The sequence below is a fragment of the Rhizobium sp. BIGb0125 genome (assembly GCF_024810055.1).
Taxonomy (GTDB): Bacteria; Pseudomonadota; Alphaproteobacteria; order Rhizobiales; family Rhizobiaceae; genus Agrobacterium.
This window is the reverse complement of record NZ_JANUDV010000001.1, coordinates 815,176-833,364: the sequence shown is the minus strand read 5'-3', so window position 1 is coordinate 833,364 and position 18,189 is coordinate 815,176. Positions and strand designations below refer to the sequence as shown.

Genomic DNA, 18,189 nt, shown 5'->3' with positions numbered 1-18,189 from the left:
CCGGTAGCTTTTTCCCAACAAAAAATAGCAAGACAAGTTCAGGGAAACACATGTTCAACGACGACCTTCGCAAATCGGCAACGGCCGGAGAGCAAGACAGACGCGATGAACATAGCGCAGCCAACCGTATGCTGGGCCGTGTCGTGTCCTGCACCGGTTCCCGCGCCACCCTGTCGAGCGTCGCTGCCGACGGGAAAACCGACCTGACGGAACTGTGGTCCGTTGGGCGACTGATTACCATTGCGGTCGGCCAGAACCGCGTGATTGCCCTGACCTACGCCATGAACACCCAACACCATCAGTGGCGGGAAGACGAAAACAACAACTTCAATGTCGAAGCTGAAATTCTCGGTGAAATCCAGCGACAGCCCGACGGCAGCGAAACCTTCACCACAGGCATTTCGCAATATCCGCATCTGGGCGCCATCGTTCACCGTATCCGTTCCGCAGACCTGATCCGCATCTATGACAGTGGACAGGACAGCACCTGCATCGTCGGTCGTCTCTCGCAGGACGAGGCCATTGATGCCGCCATTCATATTCCCTCGATGTTGTCGAAGCACTTTGCGGTTGTCGGCTCGACCGGTGTCGGCAAATCAAGTGCGGTCTCCCTGCTGCTGCAAAAGGCAATCGAGGCCGACCCGAAACTACGTGTGCTGATTCTCGATCCGCATAATGAATTTGCTGCCGCCTTCCCCAAACATTCTGTTGTGATCGACACCGACACGCTCGACCTGCCCTTCTGGCTAATGCGGCTTGAGGAATTTGCCGAGGTGCTGTTCCGCGGCCGTAAGCCGATACCGGAAGAACTCGATGTGCTGCGTGACATTATTCCTGACGCCAAGCGGGCCTTTCGCGGTTCCGAAAGCGCGCCGATGCGACGCCCGTCGGACAAAAGCTCCATCACCGCTGATACGCCAGTCCCTTACCGTATTGCCGACCTACTGGCCTTGATCGACGAACGTATTGGCCGCCTAGAAGGGCGCAGCGACAAACCGTTCCTGCGTTCATTGAAAATGCGGATCATTTCCGCAATCAATGATCCGCGCTACCACTTCATGTTCTCCAACAGCACGATCAGCGACACGATCATGGAGACCATTGCCCACATCTTCCGTATTCCCGGCAATGGCAAACCAATCTCCACCTTCCAGCTTGCCGGCATTCCATCAGAGGTCGTCAACTCTGTGGTGTCAGTGCTATGCCGCATGGCATTCGAACTTGCACTGTGGAGCAACGGCGCCATTCACATGCTGGTGGTCTGTGAAGAAGCACACCGTTACGTACCCGCAGATCAGGAGCTTGGCTTCGTGCCAACCCGCCAGGCTATTGCCCGCATTGCCAAGGAAGGCCGTAAATATGGTGTGTCGCTTGGTGTGATTACCCAGCGTCCGGGTGAGCTCGACCAGACCATTCTGTCGCAGTGCTCGACACTGTTCGCCATGCGCCTTTCCAATGAGCGAGATCAAGATATCATCCGCTCGGCCATGCCCAATTCGTCGCTCTCGACCATGAGTTTCCTGTCTTCCATCGGCAACGGCGAAGCGATTGCCTTTGGTGAAGCGATTGCCGTTCCGATGCGCATGAAGTTTACCCGCCTTGCAGCGGGCAATCTGCCAAAGGCAGCAATCGCCTCCAGCAGGATTGAAGATCCCACGCCCGGCACCATGGACCTCAGCACCATCGTCAGCCGTATGCGCTCCAAGGCAGGCCCTGACATCTCCAACTTCCAGCAGAGTTTTGAAGCGACCTATGGCACGTCAGAACAGGACCATTTCGCGGAATTGCCTCAGGACAGTTACGACGAAATTGCCAGCGAAGCGGAACTGGAAAGCTGGAACAAGGAAATCCGCTCAACGGAATCTGACCAGTCCTATGAGCCCTACCGGCCGGAAATGCTGCCTGGTACCAGCGCCTTCAAAAGCGCCGGAGCAAATCAGCAGCCGGGCGCCTCGTCCGGCCTGCCAAAGGCTGGTTCGCTGAGAGAAAGCTTGTTGAAAAAGCCACTCGGAAGCCTGTATCGCAAGGATTGATCAGGGCGCGATCCGCTCCCAATCATCGCCCATCTGGTTGCGGAACCATGTCATCTGCCGTTTGGCATATTGGCGGGTTGCAGCAGACGCCCGCTCAATCGCCTCTTCGCGTGTCAAACGTCCGGCCAGCATCTCGGCAATCTGCGATACACCGATGGCCTTCATCGCCGTTGCATCCGGTGCAAGGTTAAGTGCCAGAATAGCCTGGACCTCTTTCACAGCCCCCTTCTCCATCATCAGTTCAAACCGCCTGTTGATACGGTCATGCAGCACCGCCCGGTCGGGCAGCACCACGAATTTTTGCGCCCGCGCCGGATCGACGATGACGGGGCCGCTTGTTCCCTGAAAATGGGCGATCGATTGGCCGGTCGCCTTGAATATCTCCAGCGCCCGCACGATACGCTGCCCGTCCTGCACATTCAGCACTGCGGCAACTTCAGGGTCCTGCTGCGCCAGCTCGGCATGCAATGCGGCCGAACCTTCATTGATAAGGCGCGTGCGATAAAGATCGCGAATATCGTCGGGAACGGCCGGCATGTTGGAAAGCCCGCCGGTCAGCGCCTTGAAATAAAGCCCGGTGCCACCGACAAAAACCGGAAAACGTCCTTGGTTTTTCAACTGTTCGAGACGTGCGGTCACATCCCGCAACCATTCGCCGGTGGAATAAAGCTGGCTTGCCGGCACATGGCCATAGAGAAAGTGCGGAACGCCTTCCATCTCCGTCTCGGACGGGCGAGCGGACAACACCTGCAGCGTATCGTAAACCTGCATGCTGTCGGCATTTATCACCACACCATTGCGTTCCCGCGCCAGACGAAGTGCAAGCGCGGACTTGCCGCTGGCCGTCGGTCCGGTTATCAGGATCGCATCGATATCGTCATCAAGGTTTTTCATCATGGCTCTCGTTGCCACGCTTATTGCCAATCCGTCAAATCCTGTCGTTACTTCGGCCCTTGGAGAAAAGGTGGCAAAGGCACTCAATGCTTCCGGTCTTTATTGGCTGGCAGATGGCATAGCGTGCGATATCGTACTTGCTGACGGCACCGATGCAACGACAGCCCGCCAGACGGTTGAAGCAGCCCTTGATGGCGCGCCCGTCGACATCGTCATTCAGGACCAGGACACCCGCCGCAAGAAACTGCTGATCGCCGATATGGATTCGACCATGATCGGCCAGGAATGCATTGACGAGCTGGCAGCCGAAGTTGGCCTGAAAGACAAGGTTTCCGCCATTACCGCCCGTGCCATGAATGGCGAGATCGCCTTTGAACCGGCGCTGCGTGAACGTGTTGCCCTGCTCAAAGGTCTGCCGGTTTCCGTTGTTGATGATGTCATTGAAAAGCGCATCACCCTGACACCGGGCGGCAAGGAACTGATTGCCACCATGAAGGCAAAAGGCCATTACACCGCACTGGTGTCCGGCGGCTTCACCGTCTTTACCAGCCGGGTGGCCGACATGTTGGGCTTTGACGAAAACCGCGCCAATCTGTTGGGCGAAGAAAACGGCGCGCTTGATGGCACGGTCGCAGAACCAATTCTTGGCAAGCAGGCAAAGGTCGATTCGCTGATCGACATCGCTGGCAAGCTTGGCATCTCAACGGATGACGCCATTGCCGTCGGTGACGGCGCAAACGATCTCGGTATGCTCGGCCTTGCCGGTTCTGGCGTTGCCATTCACGCCAAGCCTGCCGTTGCCGCCGAAGCAAAAATTCGCATCGACCACGGCGACCTGACCGCCCTTCTTTATATTCAGGGCTATCGCAAATCGGATTTTGTTACCGCTTGATGATGCTTGAAACGCCACGTCTGATCCTGCGCGAATGGAAAGAGAGCGATCGCAATCTTTTCCGTGAGATCAACGCGGACGAAAAGGTCATGGAGTTTTTTCCGTTTCGCCACAGCTATGAGGCAGCCGATGCTGCCCTTGAGCGTGTCAACGACATGATCCGTGCAACCGGTTTTGGCTTTTACGCGGTGGAGCTGCGCGAAAGCCAGGAGCCGATGGGGTTCTGCGGCATTGCCCCCGTCGACATGAAGGGCATATTCCCCTTCGGCACCATGGAAATCGGCTGGCGTTTCGCCACCCGTTTCTGGGGCAATGGTTACGCAACAGAAGCCGCCAATGCCCTGCTGGCCAATGCATTTGAAGACAAAGCCATGCCGGAAGTGGTATCCTTTGCGGTTGAGGCCAACAACCGCTCGACTGCCGTCATGAAACGGCTTGGCCTGTTTCGCAGCCCCGAGCGCGACTTTGACCATCCGCGCGTGCCCGACACCCATCCGCACCTGAAACGGCATGTGACCTATGCGATGACGCGCCAACAATGGTTTGATCGGTCAGTTTGAGCTTTTTAAAAATGCACGCCCGATTTCAGGCTACAGCCGTGCCGGATGTGATTTAATAAGAGCCATGTTATTTGCTCTTCCTGACACCCAAACACTCTACAAGGCTCTTCTGGAACGCGACCAGTCCTATGACGGCCGCGCCTATGTCGGGGTGACCTCGACCGGAATATTCTGCCGTCTCACCTGCCCGGCCCGCAAGCCGAAGCCGGAGAATTGCCGCTTCTTTGCAAGCGTGCCTGAATGTATGTCGGCCGGCTTTCGAGCCTGTCTCAAATGTCACCCGCTCGGTCCAGCCGCCGAGGCTGATCCCGCCATTGCCACCTTGCTGAATGCCTTGAAGGACAAGCCGGGTTATCGCTGGAGCGAACAGGATGTCGAGAGATTGAAACTCGACCCCTCCACAGTTCGCCGCAGTTTCAAACGGCATTTCGGCATGACCTTTCTGGAAATGGCACGACTGGAACGTCTCCGGCAGGGTTTCGAAACGCTGGGTGATGGTGGCCGCGTTATCGATGCCCAGCAGGATGCCGGTTTTGAATCCCCCACCGCGTTTCGCGTCGCCTTCTCGCGCCTGCTCGGGCAAGTCCCCGGACGGTTGGCAGACAATGCACTGCTGCAGGCAGACTGGCTGACCACGCCGCTAGGCACGATGATCGCCGTCACCGACAACAAATCCTTGCACCTGTTGGAGTTCGCCGACCGTAAAGCACTTCCGGCTGAACTGAAAAAACTAGTGGACCTGTCAAAGGGCAGTGTCGGTGTTGGTCGTCTTCCACCGCATGACGTGCTTGAGAAGGAGCTGGATGCTTACTTCACCGGCAAGTCCGCAGACTTCAAGATACCGCTCGCCTGCCACGGCAGCGAATTCACCCGCACCGTCTGGGATGCCTTGCGTGAGATACCGGCAGGCGCGGTGCGCAGTTACAGCCAGATTGCCGAACAGATTGGCAGACCAACCGCCACGCGCGCCGTTGCCCGGGCCAATGGCGCCAACCAGATCGCCCTGATCATTCCGTGCCACCGCGTCATTGGTGCAGACGGATCCTTGACCGGTTATGGCGGAGGCCTGTGGCGCAAACAAAAACTGATCGAGATCGAACGACAGTTTCTGACCTGACACCCCCGTCACGCCACACAGCGGACTTCAAAACAAAACCCCATGCAGATCATCATCTGCATGGGGTTTTGATTCTTGCTTTCGGTTTGGGACAGCCTATTCGAGCGGCAGAGCCACGAACCGCAGATTGCCCTGCGCATCGGCAATCATCATATGGGCGTTCTTGCGACCTTCGGATTTCAGACCGTTGACACGAACCATCACATCACCGGGAACTTCCATAAAGTCCTGCCCAACTTCGACGATGATGTCACCCGACTTCACACCCTTTTCGCCAGCAACCGAACCGTCGGTCACGTTTTCGACCAACACACCTTCAACGCTTGACGCGATGCCACGTGCGGTACGCAACTCGTCGGTCAACTTCACCAGTTGCATTCCGAGCACGTTTTGTGGCGCGTCATTGCCATCAGTCATCTGATCGTCGACCATCGGCGAACCATCATCCTGCTGGGTCATGTCGTTGCCGGTGTCACCATCCGTTGGATCTTCCGATGTTGTGTCTTCCGTGGCCGAAGCAGCATCGTCCAGACGGCCCAGCGTGACTTTTACAGTCTGCTGCTTGCCGTCCCGCACGATGATAACGTCTACTTCCTTGCCAACCGGGCTTTCAGCGACAACACGCGGCAGATCACGCATTTCATTGACCGGTTTGCCGTCAAAATTCAGAATGATGTCGCCAGCCTGGATAGGACCGTTTTCAACCGGACCACCCTTCACGACACCGGAAATCAGCGCGCCCTTGGTGCTATCAAGACCAAGACTTGCCGACACATCATCAGTCACAGGCTGCACGCGTACACCAAGCCAGCCACGGCGCGTCTCACCAAATTCGATCAACTGATTGACGATGTTCTGGGCAAGTTCGGTCGGCACTGCAAAACCGATACCGATGGAACCGCCACTTGGCGAAATGATCGCCGTGTTGATGCCGATAACCTCACCCTTGAGGTTAAACAGCGGACCACCGGAGTTACCCTTGTTGATCGCCGCATCCGTCTGGATGAAGTTGTCGTAAGGACCAGCATTGATGTTACGGCCACGCGCCGAAATGATGCCGACGGACAGAGAACCACCGAGGCCAAACGGGTTACCAATGGCCATCACCCAGTCACCAATGCGCATGGCGCGGGAATCACCGAATTTCACCGCCTTGAGCGGCGCCTTCGGCTCTACCTTCAAAACGGAAAGGTCGGTCTTGGTATCGGTACCGACAAGCGTTGCCTTCAGCTTCGAGCCGTTTGGAAACACCACCTCGATATCGTCAGCACCTTCGATGACGTGGTTGTTGGTAACAACAAACCCCTTGGGATCGATAACGAAACCGGAACCGAGCGAGTTGACCTTCTGGCCACCTTGCTGCTCACGCTCGCCATCAAAGAAATCCTTGAAAAATTCCTGGAACGGCGAACCCTCAGGCACCTGCGGCACAGGACCCTTGCCAGTTTCTTTGACCTTCTGCGAGGTGGAAATGTTCACCACCGCGTCCAGCAACGGCTCGGCAAGATCAGCAACCGAGGCTGGTCCCTGGCTTTGCGCATATGCTGGCACCGTCAAAACCAGACCGTTCATCAACATTGCAATTCCTGCTGCCACGGAAACGGTGGAGCGGAAAGGCGAGCGCAGTATCAGGGCCATGGTATCCTCGTGTCGTGAACCGCAAATCGAATTCTAAAAAACTTATTCTTCCCGCTTAACGCATGATTTATTCGGGGAATGCAAGCTTTCTCTCAATCCTATTCATCAACCATAAGGCGGAATGATGAAGTGTAAAAATACCTTTTCGTGATCAACAGCATTTTCCTCTATATTTGCCGAGTATTGCCGTCATAGATCACAGGTTCGCCAAGCTTGAACCATGCTTTGGCGATCTTGCCATCTTCAACTTCGTAGATGCAAATCACATCGACTTCACCTTTACCCTCGGGGAAGTTGCGGATCACCGTCTCATGGTCGATCACCACATTGCCGACGGATATGCGGCTCAACAACTTTCCCTGAAGATCAGGTTCTTTGAAACGGTCAACGTGGCGAGCGCGAATTTCTGCGGCGCTGTTCGCCAGAAGCGTTGAGGGAAATGCGTAATATTGGCAATCCTCTGCCCACCAAGGCATGAATGACTCAATATCGCGTGCATTGTAGGCCTCCAGTTGCTTTTGCACTGGCAGCAGAACCGCATCGTCAGTCTGTTTCGTCATCAATCCAAATCCTGAAAAATCTTTCGCAATAAAAAAGGCCGGTATCAAACCGGCCTTTTTCCTATCAGACATTCAACATCAATCAGTTGGCAGGCGCCGGTGCAGCCGGTGTCTGTGGCTGCGGCAGTGTGCCTGAAAGGTTGTTGAAATAACGGAAGAACTGCGAGTCTGGTGACAGAACCAGCGTCGTGTCCTTGCCATTCATCGAGGCGGCATAAGCAGCCATTGAACGGTAGAACTCGAAGAAGGCCGGATCGCGCGTGAAAGCATCCGCGAAGATACGGTTTCTTTCAGCGTCGCCCTCACCGCGCATGACTTCAGAATCGCGCTGGGCTTCCGATTCCAGCTCGACGACCTGACGGTCGGCGATAGCGCGACGGCGCTGACCTTGTTCATTACCGCGAGCGCGGATCAGTTCGGCTTCCGCCAGACGTTCAGCCTTCATACGCTCGAAGGTCTGCTGCGAGACTTCCTGCGTCAGGTCAGTACGGCGAATGCGAACATCCACGATGCTGATACCGAGCGATTCCGCGTCAGGACGCAGATCGTCACGTACTTCCTGCATCATCGATGCACGGGCATCAGACAAGGCCGATTCGAAACCGCGCAGACCGTAAACCCGGCGAAGCGAGGCATCGAGGCGTGTGCGAAGACGTGCTTCAGCAGACATCTGGTCACCCGAAACCGTTTCACGGAAACGACGAGCATCGGTAATGCGGTAAACAACGAATGCGTCCACCTCATAGAACTTGCCGCCGGAAACCTGCACGCGGATGTCGTCATGATCGAAACGCAGAGCGCGATTTTCAATGTACTGCACACGATCCGCGTCCATGAACGCGAATGGCAGCTTGAAGTACAGACCTGGCTCGGTCTTCACGTCCTTGATCTGACCGAAGCGTACCACGATGGCCTGCTGACGTTCAGTGACCACGAAAATCGACGAATAACCGAAGAACAGCACCAAGCCGATAAAAACGAGGAGTGCAGAGAGACGATTGCTCATATTAGTTGCCTCCCTGCGTCGCGGCAGCCGCTGCGGCACCGCGTGTAATCTCGTTGAGCGGCAGGTAAGGAACAACCCCCTGCTTCTCGTCAATAATGATCTTGCTGGTACTCTTCATGACCTGTTCCATCGTTTCGATGAACAGACGCTGACGGGTAACATCAGGTGCCTTGGTGTATTCATCATAGATGGATACGAAACGCTGCGCTTCACCCTGAGCCTCGTTTACAACACGGCTCTTGTAAGCGTTTGCTTCTTCGCGGATCTGAGCTGCCTGACCGCGTGCCGCACCAAGCTTCTGGTTGGCATACTGGTTGGCTTCTTCAACAAAACGGTCTTCGTCCTGCTCGGCGCGCTGCACTTCGTCAAACGCATCTGCCACTTCGCGCGGCGGTGCTGCATCTTCGATAGCAACAGCATTAATCGAAAGGCCAGCTCCGTAACCGTCCATCGTAGCCTGAATGATGTTACGAACATCAGCAGCAATCTGTTGGCGGTTATCACGGAAAATGTCCTGCGCCGGACGGCGACCAACAACTTCACGCATCGCGCTTTCGGAAACCTGTTGCAAGGTTTCAGCAGGCGTATCGACGTTGAAGAGATAAGACTTTGGATCCGTTACGGTAAACAGCACGGAGAACTGTACGTTCACGATGTTCTGGTCGCCGGAAAGCATGACACCTGTACCGGTCGACGATGTCGCACGCGAACCAATATTCTGCTGCTGCTCTGTAACCTTGACGATCTCGACCGTTTCAATCGGCCAGAAATGGAAGTGAAGGCCCGGCATGGACACTTCATCCTTCGGCTTGCCGAAACGCAGTTCAACGCCGCGCTCATCTGGCTGCACCGTGTAAATGGACTGCATGGCAACGAAAGCAATCAGCACCAGCGCAAGTATGGCAACAACACCGCCATTAAAACCGCCCGGCAATATGTTGCGAAAACGATCCTGTCCGCGTCGGATAATGTCTTCCAGATCCGGTGGGCCACCATTTCCACCACCACCACCGCCGCCACGCGGACGGTTCGGTCCCTGCCCCCACGGGCCTCCTTGGTTATTACCACCGCCGCCGCCCCAAGGGCCGCCGCCGCCATTTTGATTGCTCCAGGGCATCAATACCTCTTGTGTTATGAATTCTCCCGCCCCCACCCTGCCGATTGCTCGCGCTGAACGGGTATATCGACCCCGTTATAGGGACGCAAACCTGCGGTTTCAACGCAGAGGCGGTAACTTATTCGACAATGAGGGTAAATTGTTCACTTTGCCGCGCCTCTTCGCCTGTAAGTAGCAAAGGTCACAGCATAGTTGTCTTTATCACCGGCTGGTGCGGCCGTTTCGTCCACCTTTTCAAACCGCTCAGGATCGATGTCCGGGAAATACGTATCCCCATCAATCCGTGCATCAATATGCGTCATATAAAGGCGGTCGGCAAATGGCATCGACTGGGCGTAGATTTCACCGCCACCGGCCACAAAAACCTCGTCTACACCAAGCTCTTTCGCCTTGGTCTTTGCCAGATCAAGTGCGGCCTCCAGCGACGACACTACATCAATACCATCAGGGCGATAATCGACATTGCGGCTGATGATGATATGCGGACGCCCCGGCAAGGGACGCTCGCCGACCGAGATGAATGTCTTGCGACCCATGATCATCGGTTTACCCATGGTCAGCGCCTTGAACCGCTTGAGATCGGTGGACAGCTTCCACGGCATGTCAAGCTCGCGGCCGATAACACCGTTTTCTGTCACTGCGGCAATCAGGGAAATGTTGGGCGTGCTCATACCGCAATCGGCGCCTTGATGCTTGAATCAGCTTCGTAGTTTTCCAGCGTAAAGTCTTCGAACTTAAAGTCAAAAAGGCTTTTCACGTCAGGATTGATGCGCAGTGTCGGCAAGGCTTTCGGCGTACGCGTCATCTGCAGCTGCGCCTGCTCGAAATGGTTGGAATAGATATGCGCGTCACCCAGCGTGTGCACGAAGTCACCCGGCTTCAGACCAACCACCTGCGCCACCATCAGTGTCAGCAGAGCATAGGATGCGATGTTGAATGGCACACCGAGGAAGATGTCAGCCGAACGCTGGTATAGCTGGCAGGACAATTTGCCATCGGAGACATAGAACTGGAACAGGCAGTGGCACGGCGGCAACGCCATGTCATCCACCAGCGCCGGGTTCCATGCCGACACGATATGACGGCGCGAATTGGGATTGGTCTTCAAGCTTTCAATCAACAGGGCAATCTGATCGATATGGCGACCGTCAGGGGCTGGCCAGGAACGCCACTGCGCACCGTAGACCGGACCGAGATCACCATTTTCATCCGCCCACTCGTCCCAGATCGAAACGCCGTTTTCCTTGAGATAGGCGATATTGGTATCACCCTTCAGGAACCACAGCAGTTCGTGAATGATCGAGCGCAGATGAAGCTTCTTGGTGGTGAGAACCGGAAACCCTTCAGAGAGATCAAATCGCATCTGATAACCGAACACGGAGCGTGTTCCGGTGCCGGTGCGATCGCCACGGTCGCTTCCAGTGTCCATCACATGTCGGAGAAGATCGAGATATTGCTTCATGAGGGGTCCGCCGCAGATTCCATATTGACTGGAATATAATAGTGAAAGGCGGCGGAACCAATGTCTATCGGGGGCGCTCCCCCGCTTTTTTAGAGGTCACCCAGTTTGCCGAGTTCCTTGGCCACCAGATAATAAAAGGTCACGCGCGATTTGGAGCGGTCAGCCGCCAGGGTTTTGCACACGGCATCAACGGCATTATCGGCCGCAGCGCCCGTGACGCCAAGTTTTTTGCCGCACCACTTTTCTTTCACGCGCGCCAGTTCTTCAGGATCGGACGCCGAAACCAGCGAGGAATCGCGATTGCGAAGCGCAATACCCAGGTGCTTGACGATTTTGCTGACGATTGCCTCGTCTGCATTAGCGTCGTATTTTTTCACATCTGCAAGATAGTCCGTCATGTCCTCTCCTTCATGTGTCCTCAAGCGCCATCTCCACTTAACTCAGGAGGCGCTTGTTAAGTACAATCTATCAGAGCAATGATTGCGTCAAGAACGACCATGATGATTTAACAACTTGCCACATAGCCTGACTTTAAAGGGGTTTTCCGGCCTGTTCGCAAAAACAAAATGGCGCAATCGTCCATTCAGGCTTCCAATTGAATTTAACGGATAAAACCAATCAGACCCTTGTTTTGTTCACGTCTCCGGCTTATCTAGAGAGTGCTTCGCAAGAAGATATGGCGATAAATGGTCGGTGTAATAAACCTATTGGACCCGGGGGCGGTACCCGGCGCCTCCACCAAAAACCGGCGGCCTTCTGGCCGGCTTTTGATGGGGGCGAAATAGGATCGACAAGGGCGTAAAGATCGTACTTTTGCTCGGCATGATACCGCCGTTATCGGGTCACAAGTGTAGTTGCAAATGACAACAACGCTAAGGAATACGCTCTCGCTGCCTAATGGCGGTGCGGGAATTCCGCTCTAAGTCCTTACGGTTAGCCCCGTAAGGCGGGGTTCGGAGGTACCTGGCAACAGAAACCTCCACCTTCTTTCTTTCAACAAATTCCTATATAATGACGTGACTCGTACGCAGGGTTTGGCGTTGCCGTCCCATGCGTCATTGAATATAGTGTCTGCAAAGACAATTGCATGTATAAAGAAAGATAGGATCGCATGGGGCAGGACCATATCCGTTACGATATTCTCGCACAGGATGCTCTTCGCGGCGTTATCCGCAAGGTGCTGAGCGAAGTTGCCGCAACTGGCCGCCTTCCCGGTGATCATCACTTCTTCATCACCTTCCTGACCGGCGCGCCGGGAGTGCGAATCTCCCAGCACCTCAAGGCTAAATATGCCGAGCAGATGACCATCGTCATCCAGCACCAGTTCTGGGATCTGAAGATCACCGAAACTCAGTTCGAAATCGGCCTTTCCTTCTCCGACACACCAGAGAAGTTGGTTATTCCGTTTAACGCCATCCGTGGTTTCTACGATCCTTCCGTCAACTTTGAGCTGGAATTCGATGTTCCGCTGTCTGACGAGGAGGAAGAAACCGAAGGCGCAGAAATCACCGCTTATCCGGAAGTGACGGCTGAAAAGGCACCTGCGGTCGAAGGTGAAGCAGGCGAAGAGAAAAAGGCCGGCTCGGTCGTTTCGCTCGACGCATTCCGCAAGAAACATTAATCCTGCAACACCATTCGATTTGTGGCTGGTGCGCTTACAGAATGAACGAAGCCATTTGTTTTGGTTCATGGTCGTGGCGGGTGTTCCCGCCACTTTAGTTTTATGTTGACACTTATTGGTCAGGAAACCGAGATGTCCGCTGACGTTGTCAATCTCCGCCAGTTCCGCAAACAGAAGGCGCGCTCTGAGAAAGAGAAGCAGGCGGACCAGAACCGCATTACCTTCGGGCGCACCAAGGCGGAAAAGAACCTGACCAGCGCCCTGAATGACAAAGCGGAAAAAACGCTGGATCAGGGGCGCATCGAAAAACCGCAGGATGACAAGTGAGCGGAAACAAACGCTACTTTTCAAACACTTGCAGCGGGTTTCGGACTCAATCTGACAACTGCTTGAATCAGTTTCGAAAGCCGAAACAGTGATCCGCAAACACTCAGCCACTCTTCACGGTCACCGTACCAGCATTTCCCTGGAAGACGCCTTCTGGAGCGAATTGCAGGATATTGCCCGCCATCGCAGCATGAGTTTTGCCGCATTGCTGGCCGAGATCGATGACAATCGCCCGCCAGAAAGCAACCTTTCCTCCTCGCTTCGGGTCTACGTGCTGGAGTGGATCAAAGCATCTGTCAAATTCGAGAGCAACGACACCGTCTCCTGACACAGCCAGAAACATGGCCCGAGACATCAAGGCGCTTGCCTCAAAGGTCATATCACGACCTTCCGCGATATGTACCTGACTGCGAGATGTAAAACACACAGTTCTACTTCACATCCTCGCAGCACCGGAACTATCGGTGCGGTTTATTCAAAAATTACGCAAAACACATACCGTCAATACTCCACTAAAAAGATGTATTTTGCTGTTTATCCCTGAAACCCGTCACTATGCTCTTAATCCAGGACAACAAATCCGAAACCGGAACCCTGCGAACAAGGTGCTTACATGACGATCAAGAAGTTTCTCACGATTACAGCAGCCACGATGGGTGTGGTCTTTGCAGGCATGACGGCGGAAGCCGCTGACAAGAAGGTTGTTGTCGCCTACCAGACCGACGCGCTGCCCTCCTCCGTGGCCATTGCCAATGGCGAGTTTAAACAGCCGGGTTACGAGATCGATTTCCGCAAGTTCAATTCCGGCGCTGAAATCTTCGCCGCCATTGCGTCGGGAGACGTGCAGATCGGTTACGTCGGCTCCAGCCCGTTCGCATCGGCAACATCCCGCGGTCTGGATGTCAAGGCATTCTACCTTTCATCGATTTCTGGCACTGACGAAGCGCTGGTTGTCAGCAATGCCTCCAAGATCTCATCTCTTGATGACCTCAAGGGCAAGAAGCTGGCCGCCGCTCCCGTGTCGACCGATCACTATCAGCTTCTAGCACTGATCAAGTCGCTGGGCCTCAGCGAAAAGGATGTTCAGGTTCTCGCCATCCCCCAGCCTGAAATTGTTGCCGCCTATACCCGTGGTGACATTGACGGCGGTTTCGTCTGGGACCCGGCGCTGACTGAACTGAAGAAAAACGGCAAGGTGTTGATCACCTCCAAGGAAGTCGCCGAAAAGGGTGCCCCCACCTTCTCCGCCTGGGTCGCGACAGGTGAATTCGCCAAAGACAATCCGGACTTCCTAAAGACGTTTTCCGGCGTGATAAACAAATATTACGGCTCCTTCCTCACCGACAAGGCCGCATGGGGACCAGACAGCGACAATGCCAAGACATTGGCGAAATTCCTCGGCGGCACTGCCGAGCAGCAGGCCTCTGCACTGACCAACCTCAATCTTCTGACACCGGAAAAGCAGGCTTCTGCCGACTGGCTTGGCGGCGGTGAAAAGTCGGGTGCTGCCAATATTCTCAAGGAAACCTCGGAGTTCCTGAAAAGCCAGGGCAAGATTTCCGAAGTGCTGCCAAGCTACGCCGCGTTCGTGACGCCGGACGCTTTGAAGTAACGCGATAATACGAACCAAACCCTGTCCCGCCGGTCGCAACGACCGGCGGGACACTCTGTTGCCAGAGCAACAATATCGGGGAACAAAAATGTTGAGCATTCAAAATGCCAGTGTCTATTTCGACGGGCGCGATGGCCGTGACATCCATGCACTTGACCGGGTGAATATCGATATTCCATACGGCGCCTTTGTGGTGGCGCTTGGCGCATCAGGCTGCGGCAAGTCGACTTTGCTCAATGCTATCGCCGGTTTCCTGCCGCTGTCGGAAGGCGAAATCACGCTGAATGGACGCGCTATTACCGGCCCCGGCGCTGATCGCGGTGTGGTTTTCCAGAAAGATACGCTGCTTCCCTGGTCCAATGTTCTCGACAATGTGGCGCTAGGTTTGAAATTTGCAGGCACCTCCAAACGGCAACGCCACGAAAAAGCGCAAGAGTTGCTAGCGCTCGTTGGTTTGAAGGACTTCGCCAAAAGCTTCCCCTATGAGCTTTCGGGCGGCATGCGCCAGCGCGTTGGCATTGCACGCGCACTTGCGACAGAGCCGGACATTCTGTTGATGGACGAACCCTTCGGCGCATTGGACAGCCTGACCAGAGAACAGATGCAGGAACTGCTGATTTCCGTCTGGCACCGTACTGGAAAACGCATCTTTTTCATCACCCATTCCATTGAGGAAGCCCTGTTCCTCGGCACCCATGTCATCGTCATGTCGCCGCGTCCAGGACGGATTGTCGCCCGTTACGAACTGGATTTCGTCAAACGTTTTGTCGAAACCGGCGATGTCAGATCTATACACCTGTCACCGGAATTTGGTCTGTTGCGCGAAGAAATTCGCGAAATTCTCCATGGCGACGACAAGAAGGGGCGGTTAAGCGCATGACAACGATAGAGCTAGATAACACCCGGCCACACACATCCGAGACCACCGCGCCAGCCCGCAAAAAAACCGTTCGCATGGCAGGTTTCGGCATCGATGGAAAACCGACACTGGCCATCAGCTTGGTTACCGGCGCAATCATCATTTTGCTGTGGTGGGCTGCAACCGCATTGAAACTGACACCAAGCCTGTTTCTGCCCAAACCCGGTGAGGTGCTGCGCCAGTTCTTCGTCATCTGGAATGATGGTTATGCCGGTGCATCGCTTGGCGAACATGTCGGCGCAAGCCTGTTTCGCATTGGCCTTGCCGCAATACTGGCGCTGGCAATGGCAATTCCGATCGGTCTGTTGATGGGACTGAACCGCTGGGCAAAAGGCATCCTTGACACGCCAATCGAATTTTACTGGCCGCTCCCGCCTCTCTCCTATCTGCCATTGATGATCATCTGGCTCGGTATTGGTGAAACCTCGAAAATTGCCCTGCTGTTTCTGGCAATGTTTGCGCCGATTTGTCTCTCGGCCCAGGCGGGTGTTCGCTCGGTGTCGATTGAGCGGGCGCAGGCGGCCCGTGCACTGGGTGCCACGCGCTGGCAGCTGTTCTCCCATATCGTGCTGCCAAGCGCTTTACCGGAAATCCTGACTGGCGTGCGCATTGCCTTCGGCATTGGCTGGGGAACGCTGGTGGCCGCAGAACTGATCGCCTCAACACAGGGCATCGGTTTTCTCATCATGTCGGCAGCGCAGTTTCTGGCAACCGACGTGGTGTTTGTCGGCATCGCCATTATCTCCGTCTGCGCCTTCGGTTTCAGCGCATCGGTCCGCTTGCTGGAACGTGTGCTGGTGCCGTGGAAGGGCAAGGCCTGACAAAACAAGGGGGGCGGCGCACCCTGCTCCGCCCTCCCGCCTTAAACTGCTGTAACACAAGCATGACATGCATGACTGGAATGACCATGAGCAAGCCCAACATCCTGATCCTGATGGCCGACCAACTTAACGGCCTGTTCTTTCCGGATGGCCCCGCCGACTTTCTGCACGCCCCTAATCTGCGGCGGTTGGCATCGAGTTCAACACGCTTTGCGACGGCCTATACCGGCAGCCCGCTTTGCGCGCCGGGCCGCGCCTCGTTCATGTCGGGACAATTGCCGAGCCGTACTCGTGTTTATGATAATGCCGCCGAGTTTGCCTCCGACATTCCAACCTTTGCCCATCACCTTCGTCGTGGCGGTTATCACACCAGCCTTTCCGGCAAGATGCATTTTGTCGGTCCAGACCAGCTTCACGGGTTTGAGGAACGACTGACCACCGACATCTATCCCGCCGATTTTGGTTGGACACCGGATTATAACAAGCCGGGAGAACGCATCGACTGGTGGTACCACAATATGGGCTCGGTCAAGGATGCGGGCATTGCTGAAATCACCAACCAGCTCGAATATGACGATGAGGTCGCCTACCACGCCGTCGCTAAGATCAGGGATCTATCGCGACGTCTGGATGACCGGCCGTGGAGTCTGACGGTCAGCTTCACCCATCCGCACGATCCCTATGTGACACGGCAGAAATACTGGGATCTCTATGAAGACTGCGCCTTTCTTGATCCCGTGACCGGGCCAATTCCTTATGAGCAGCAGTGCCCGCATTCCCGGCGCATTCTCGATGCCTGCGACCACTTGGCGCTCGATATTTCTGCAGAGGATGTGCGGCGCTCCCGCCGCGCCTACTTTGCCAATATCAGCTATATAGATGAGAAGATCGGCGAAATTCTCGATGCGCTCGAGGCCGGTCGCATGGACAAGGATACGATAATCGTTTTCCTGTCCGACCATGGCGATATGCTGGGCGAGCGGGGCATGTGGTTCAAGATGAGCTTTTATGAAGGCTCGGCGCGTGTACCCTTGATGATTTCGGCCCCCGGCCTGCCGTCAGGCCTTGTCGAGCAACCGGTGTCGACGCTGGATGTTCTGCCAACCCTTGCCGCGCTTGCCTGTATCGACATCAGCCCGTTTGCATCCTGGATCGATGGCCAGAGCCTCGTCGATGTCGCCAATGGCAATGCAGACCGCGATCCTGTCTTCATGGAATATGCTGCCGAGGCCTCAATCGCCCCGCTGGTTGGTGTGCGTGATGGTCAATACAAGCTGGTGCTTTGCCCGGTCGACCCACCGCAACTTTTTGATCTTGAGGCAGACCCGCAGGAAACCACCAACTTTGCGACTGATCCTGCCTATGCCGAGGTTTTTGCGAAGCTGGAAGCGCTGGCATTACAGCGTTGGGACATCGCGCGTTTTGATGGCGATATCCGAGCCAGCCAGGCACGTCGGCATGTGGTCTATGATGCGCTCAGAAGCGGCGCCTATTATCCATGGGATTTCCAGCCGTTGCAGAAGGCGTCGGAACGCTACATGCGCAACCACATGGACCTGAATATTCTCGAGAGTTCAAAACGTTATCCGCGAGGAGAATAACGGCGCCCA

The 18,189-nt window shown here is 55.3% G+C and carries 19 protein-coding genes and 1 other RNA gene; 12 read left to right on the top strand and 8 right to left on the bottom strand.

Annotated elements, in window-relative coordinates; genetic code table 11:
- Window positions 1–50: 50 nt before the first annotated feature.
- On the top strand, window positions 51–2,033 hold the full coding sequence (locus tag M2418_RS03755; protein ID WP_259144478.1) for an ATP-binding protein: 1,983 nt from the start codon (window positions 51–53) through the stop codon (window positions 2,031–2,033).
- Here M2418_RS03755 and miaA read toward each other — a convergent pair whose 3' ends face one another.
- A complete protein-coding gene (gene miaA, locus M2418_RS03750) occupies window positions 2,034–2,930 on the bottom strand; it encodes a tRNA (adenosine(37)-N6)-dimethylallyltransferase MiaA (RefSeq protein ID WP_259144472.1) in 897 nt (298 codons plus the stop codon).
- Between miaA and serB the strand changes: the two genes are divergently transcribed.
- From serB to M2418_RS03735, 3 genes are all read left to right on the top strand, one after another.
- A complete protein-coding gene (serB, locus tag M2418_RS03745) occupies window positions 2,929–3,819 on the top strand; it encodes a phosphoserine phosphatase SerB (RefSeq protein WP_259144470.1) in 891 nt (296 codons plus the stop codon). The genes miaA and serB overlap by 2 nt on opposite strands.
- Window positions 3,816–4,379, top strand: a complete 564-nt coding sequence (locus tag M2418_RS03740; RefSeq protein WP_250981833.1) for a GNAT family N-acetyltransferase — start codon at window positions 3,816–3,818, stop codon at window positions 4,377–4,379. Before serB ends, M2418_RS03740 begins: the two co-directional genes overlap by 4 nt.
- A gap of 64 nt (window positions 4,380–4,443) precedes the next feature.
- On the top strand, window positions 4,444–5,496 hold the full coding sequence (locus tag M2418_RS03735) for a bifunctional transcriptional activator/DNA repair enzyme AdaA (RefSeq protein ID WP_259144452.1): 1,053 nt from the start codon (window positions 4,444–4,446) through the stop codon (window positions 5,494–5,496).
- 96 nt (window positions 5,497–5,592) lie between these two features.
- Here M2418_RS03735 and M2418_RS03730 read toward each other — a convergent pair whose 3' ends face one another.
- The 7 genes from M2418_RS03730 to M2418_RS03700 all read right to left on the bottom strand — a co-directional run bounded on the left by M2418_RS03730 (window position 5,593) and on the right by M2418_RS03700 (window position 11,677).
- Window positions 5,593–7,134 (bottom strand): Do family serine endopeptidase, encoded by a 1,542-nt coding sequence (locus M2418_RS03730; protein WP_250981835.1) that lies wholly within the window; start codon window positions 7,132–7,134, stop codon window positions 5,593–5,595.
- Between the two features lie 167 nt (window positions 7,135–7,301).
- Window positions 7,302–7,694, bottom strand: coding sequence for a nuclear transport factor 2 family protein (locus tag M2418_RS03725; RefSeq protein ID WP_259144427.1), 393 nt, complete (start codon window positions 7,692–7,694; stop codon window positions 7,302–7,304).
- A gap of 82 nt (window positions 7,695–7,776) precedes the next feature.
- Window positions 7,777–8,700, bottom strand: a complete 924-nt coding sequence (hflC, locus tag M2418_RS03720) for a protease modulator HflC (RefSeq protein ID WP_259144424.1) — start codon at window positions 8,698–8,700, stop codon at window positions 7,777–7,779.
- A gap of 1 nt (window position 8,701) precedes the next feature.
- Window positions 8,702–9,817, bottom strand: coding sequence for an FtsH protease activity modulator HflK (gene hflK, locus M2418_RS03715; protein ID WP_259144421.1), 1,116 nt, complete (start codon window positions 9,815–9,817; stop codon window positions 8,702–8,704).
- Between the two features lie 143 nt (window positions 9,818–9,960).
- Window positions 9,961–10,488, bottom strand: a complete 528-nt coding sequence (locus tag M2418_RS03710) for a dihydrofolate reductase (RefSeq protein ID WP_259144412.1) — start codon at window positions 10,486–10,488, stop codon at window positions 9,961–9,963.
- Window positions 10,485–11,279: a thymidylate synthase gene (locus M2418_RS03705; protein WP_250981839.1), complete on the bottom strand. Its 795-nt coding sequence runs from the start codon at window positions 11,277–11,279 to the stop codon at window positions 10,485–10,487. The genes M2418_RS03710 and M2418_RS03705 overlap by 4 nt, the downstream gene beginning before the upstream one ends.
- Before the next feature lie 89 nt (window positions 11,280–11,368).
- Window positions 11,369–11,677 carry a DUF2853 family protein gene (locus tag M2418_RS03700; protein WP_259144396.1) on the bottom strand — a complete coding sequence of 103 codons (309 nt, stop codon included), beginning with the start codon at window positions 11,675–11,677 and terminating at the stop codon, window positions 11,369–11,371.
- A gap of 224 nt (window positions 11,678–11,901) precedes the next feature.
- Between M2418_RS03700 and ssrA the strand changes: the two genes are divergently transcribed.
- The 8 genes from ssrA to betC all read left to right on the top strand — a co-directional run bounded on the left by ssrA (window position 11,902) and on the right by betC (window position 18,180).
- Window positions 11,902–12,263, top strand: a transfer-messenger RNA (tmRNA) gene (gene ssrA, locus M2418_RS03695).
- Window positions 12,264–12,390: 127 nt separating this feature from the next.
- Window positions 12,391–12,900: an SspB family protein gene (locus tag M2418_RS03690; RefSeq protein ID WP_192488555.1), complete on the top strand. Its 510-nt coding sequence runs from the start codon at window positions 12,391–12,393 to the stop codon at window positions 12,898–12,900.
- Window positions 12,901–13,032: 132 nt separating this feature from the next.
- Window positions 13,033–13,227 carry a DUF4169 family protein gene (locus M2418_RS03685; RefSeq protein ID WP_259144375.1) on the top strand — a complete coding sequence of 65 codons (195 nt, stop codon included), beginning with the start codon at window positions 13,033–13,035 and terminating at the stop codon, window positions 13,225–13,227.
- Between the two features lie 88 nt (window positions 13,228–13,315).
- Window positions 13,316–13,555 (top strand): ribbon-helix-helix domain-containing protein, encoded by a 240-nt coding sequence (locus M2418_RS03680; RefSeq protein WP_259144373.1) that lies wholly within the window; start codon window positions 13,316–13,318, stop codon window positions 13,553–13,555.
- A gap of 324 nt (window positions 13,556–13,879) precedes the next feature.
- On the top strand, window positions 13,880–14,839 hold the full coding sequence (gene tauA / locus M2418_RS03675) for a taurine ABC transporter substrate-binding protein (protein WP_259144911.1): 960 nt from the start codon (window positions 13,880–13,882) through the stop codon (window positions 14,837–14,839).
- Between the two features lie 88 nt (window positions 14,840–14,927).
- A complete protein-coding gene (locus M2418_RS03670; protein WP_259144371.1) occupies window positions 14,928–15,719 on the top strand; it encodes a taurine ABC transporter ATP-binding protein in 792 nt (263 codons plus the stop codon).
- A 74-nt stretch (window positions 15,720–15,793) separates the two neighbouring features.
- Complete coding sequence (locus tag M2418_RS03665) at window positions 15,794–16,579, top strand: ABC transporter permease subunit (RefSeq protein WP_259144901.1); 786 nt, start codon at window positions 15,794–15,796, stop codon at window positions 16,577–16,579.
- 86 nt (window positions 16,580–16,665) lie between these two features.
- Complete coding sequence (gene betC, locus M2418_RS03660; protein ID WP_259144370.1) at window positions 16,666–18,180, top strand: choline-sulfatase; 1,515 nt, start codon at window positions 16,666–16,668, stop codon at window positions 18,178–18,180.
- The last annotated feature ends 9 nt before the right edge of the window (window positions 18,181–18,189 follow it).

Bases quoted from the DNA above. Each gene is read 5' to 3' on its own strand.
- M2418_RS03755 (WP_259144478.1), top strand. From the start codon at position 51: ATGTTCAACGACGACCTTCGCAAATCGGCAACGGCCGGAGAGCAAGAC.
- betC (WP_259144370.1), top strand. From the start codon at position 16,666: ATGAGCAAGCCCAACATCCTGATCCTGATGGCCGACCAACTTAACGGC.
- M2418_RS03730 (WP_250981835.1), bottom strand. From the start codon at position 7,134: ATGGCCCTGATACTGCGCTCGCCTTTCCGCTCCACCGTTTCCGTGGCA.
- M2418_RS03735 (WP_259144452.1), top strand. From the start codon at position 4,444: ATGTTATTTGCTCTTCCTGACACCCAAACACTCTACAAGGCTCTTCTG.
- M2418_RS03700 (WP_259144396.1), bottom strand. From the start codon at position 11,677: ATGACGGACTATCTTGCAGATGTGAAAAAATACGACGCTAATGCAGAC.
- M2418_RS03670 (WP_259144371.1), top strand. From the start codon at position 14,928: ATGTTGAGCATTCAAAATGCCAGTGTCTATTTCGACGGGCGCGATGGC.
- hflK (WP_259144421.1), bottom strand. From the start codon at position 9,817: ATGCCCTGGAGCAATCAAAATGGCGGCGGCGGCCCTTGGGGCGGCGGC.
- M2418_RS03690 (WP_192488555.1), top strand. From the start codon at position 12,391: ATGGGGCAGGACCATATCCGTTACGATATTCTCGCACAGGATGCTCTT.
- serB (WP_259144470.1), top strand. From the start codon at position 2,929: ATGGCTCTCGTTGCCACGCTTATTGCCAATCCGTCAAATCCTGTCGTT.
- M2418_RS03725 (WP_259144427.1), bottom strand. From the start codon at position 7,694: ATGACGAAACAGACTGACGATGCGGTTCTGCTGCCAGTGCAAAAGCAA.
- miaA (WP_259144472.1), bottom strand. From the start codon at position 2,930: ATGATGAAAAACCTTGATGACGATATCGATGCGATCCTGATAACCGGA.
- tauA (WP_259144911.1), top strand. From the start codon at position 13,880: ATGGGTGTGGTCTTTGCAGGCATGACGGCGGAAGCCGCTGACAAGAAG.
- M2418_RS03685 (WP_259144375.1), top strand. From the start codon at position 13,033: ATGTCCGCTGACGTTGTCAATCTCCGCCAGTTCCGCAAACAGAAGGCG.
- M2418_RS03665 (WP_259144901.1), top strand. From the start codon at position 15,794: ATGGCAGGTTTCGGCATCGATGGAAAACCGACACTGGCCATCAGCTTG.
- hflC (WP_259144424.1), bottom strand. From the start codon at position 8,700: ATGAGCAATCGTCTCTCTGCACTCCTCGTTTTTATCGGCTTGGTGCTG.
- M2418_RS03705 (WP_250981839.1), bottom strand. From the start codon at position 11,279: ATGAAGCAATATCTCGATCTTCTCCGACATGTGATGGACACTGGAAGC.
- M2418_RS03710 (WP_259144412.1), bottom strand. From the start codon at position 10,488: ATGAGCACGCCCAACATTTCCCTGATTGCCGCAGTGACAGAAAACGGT.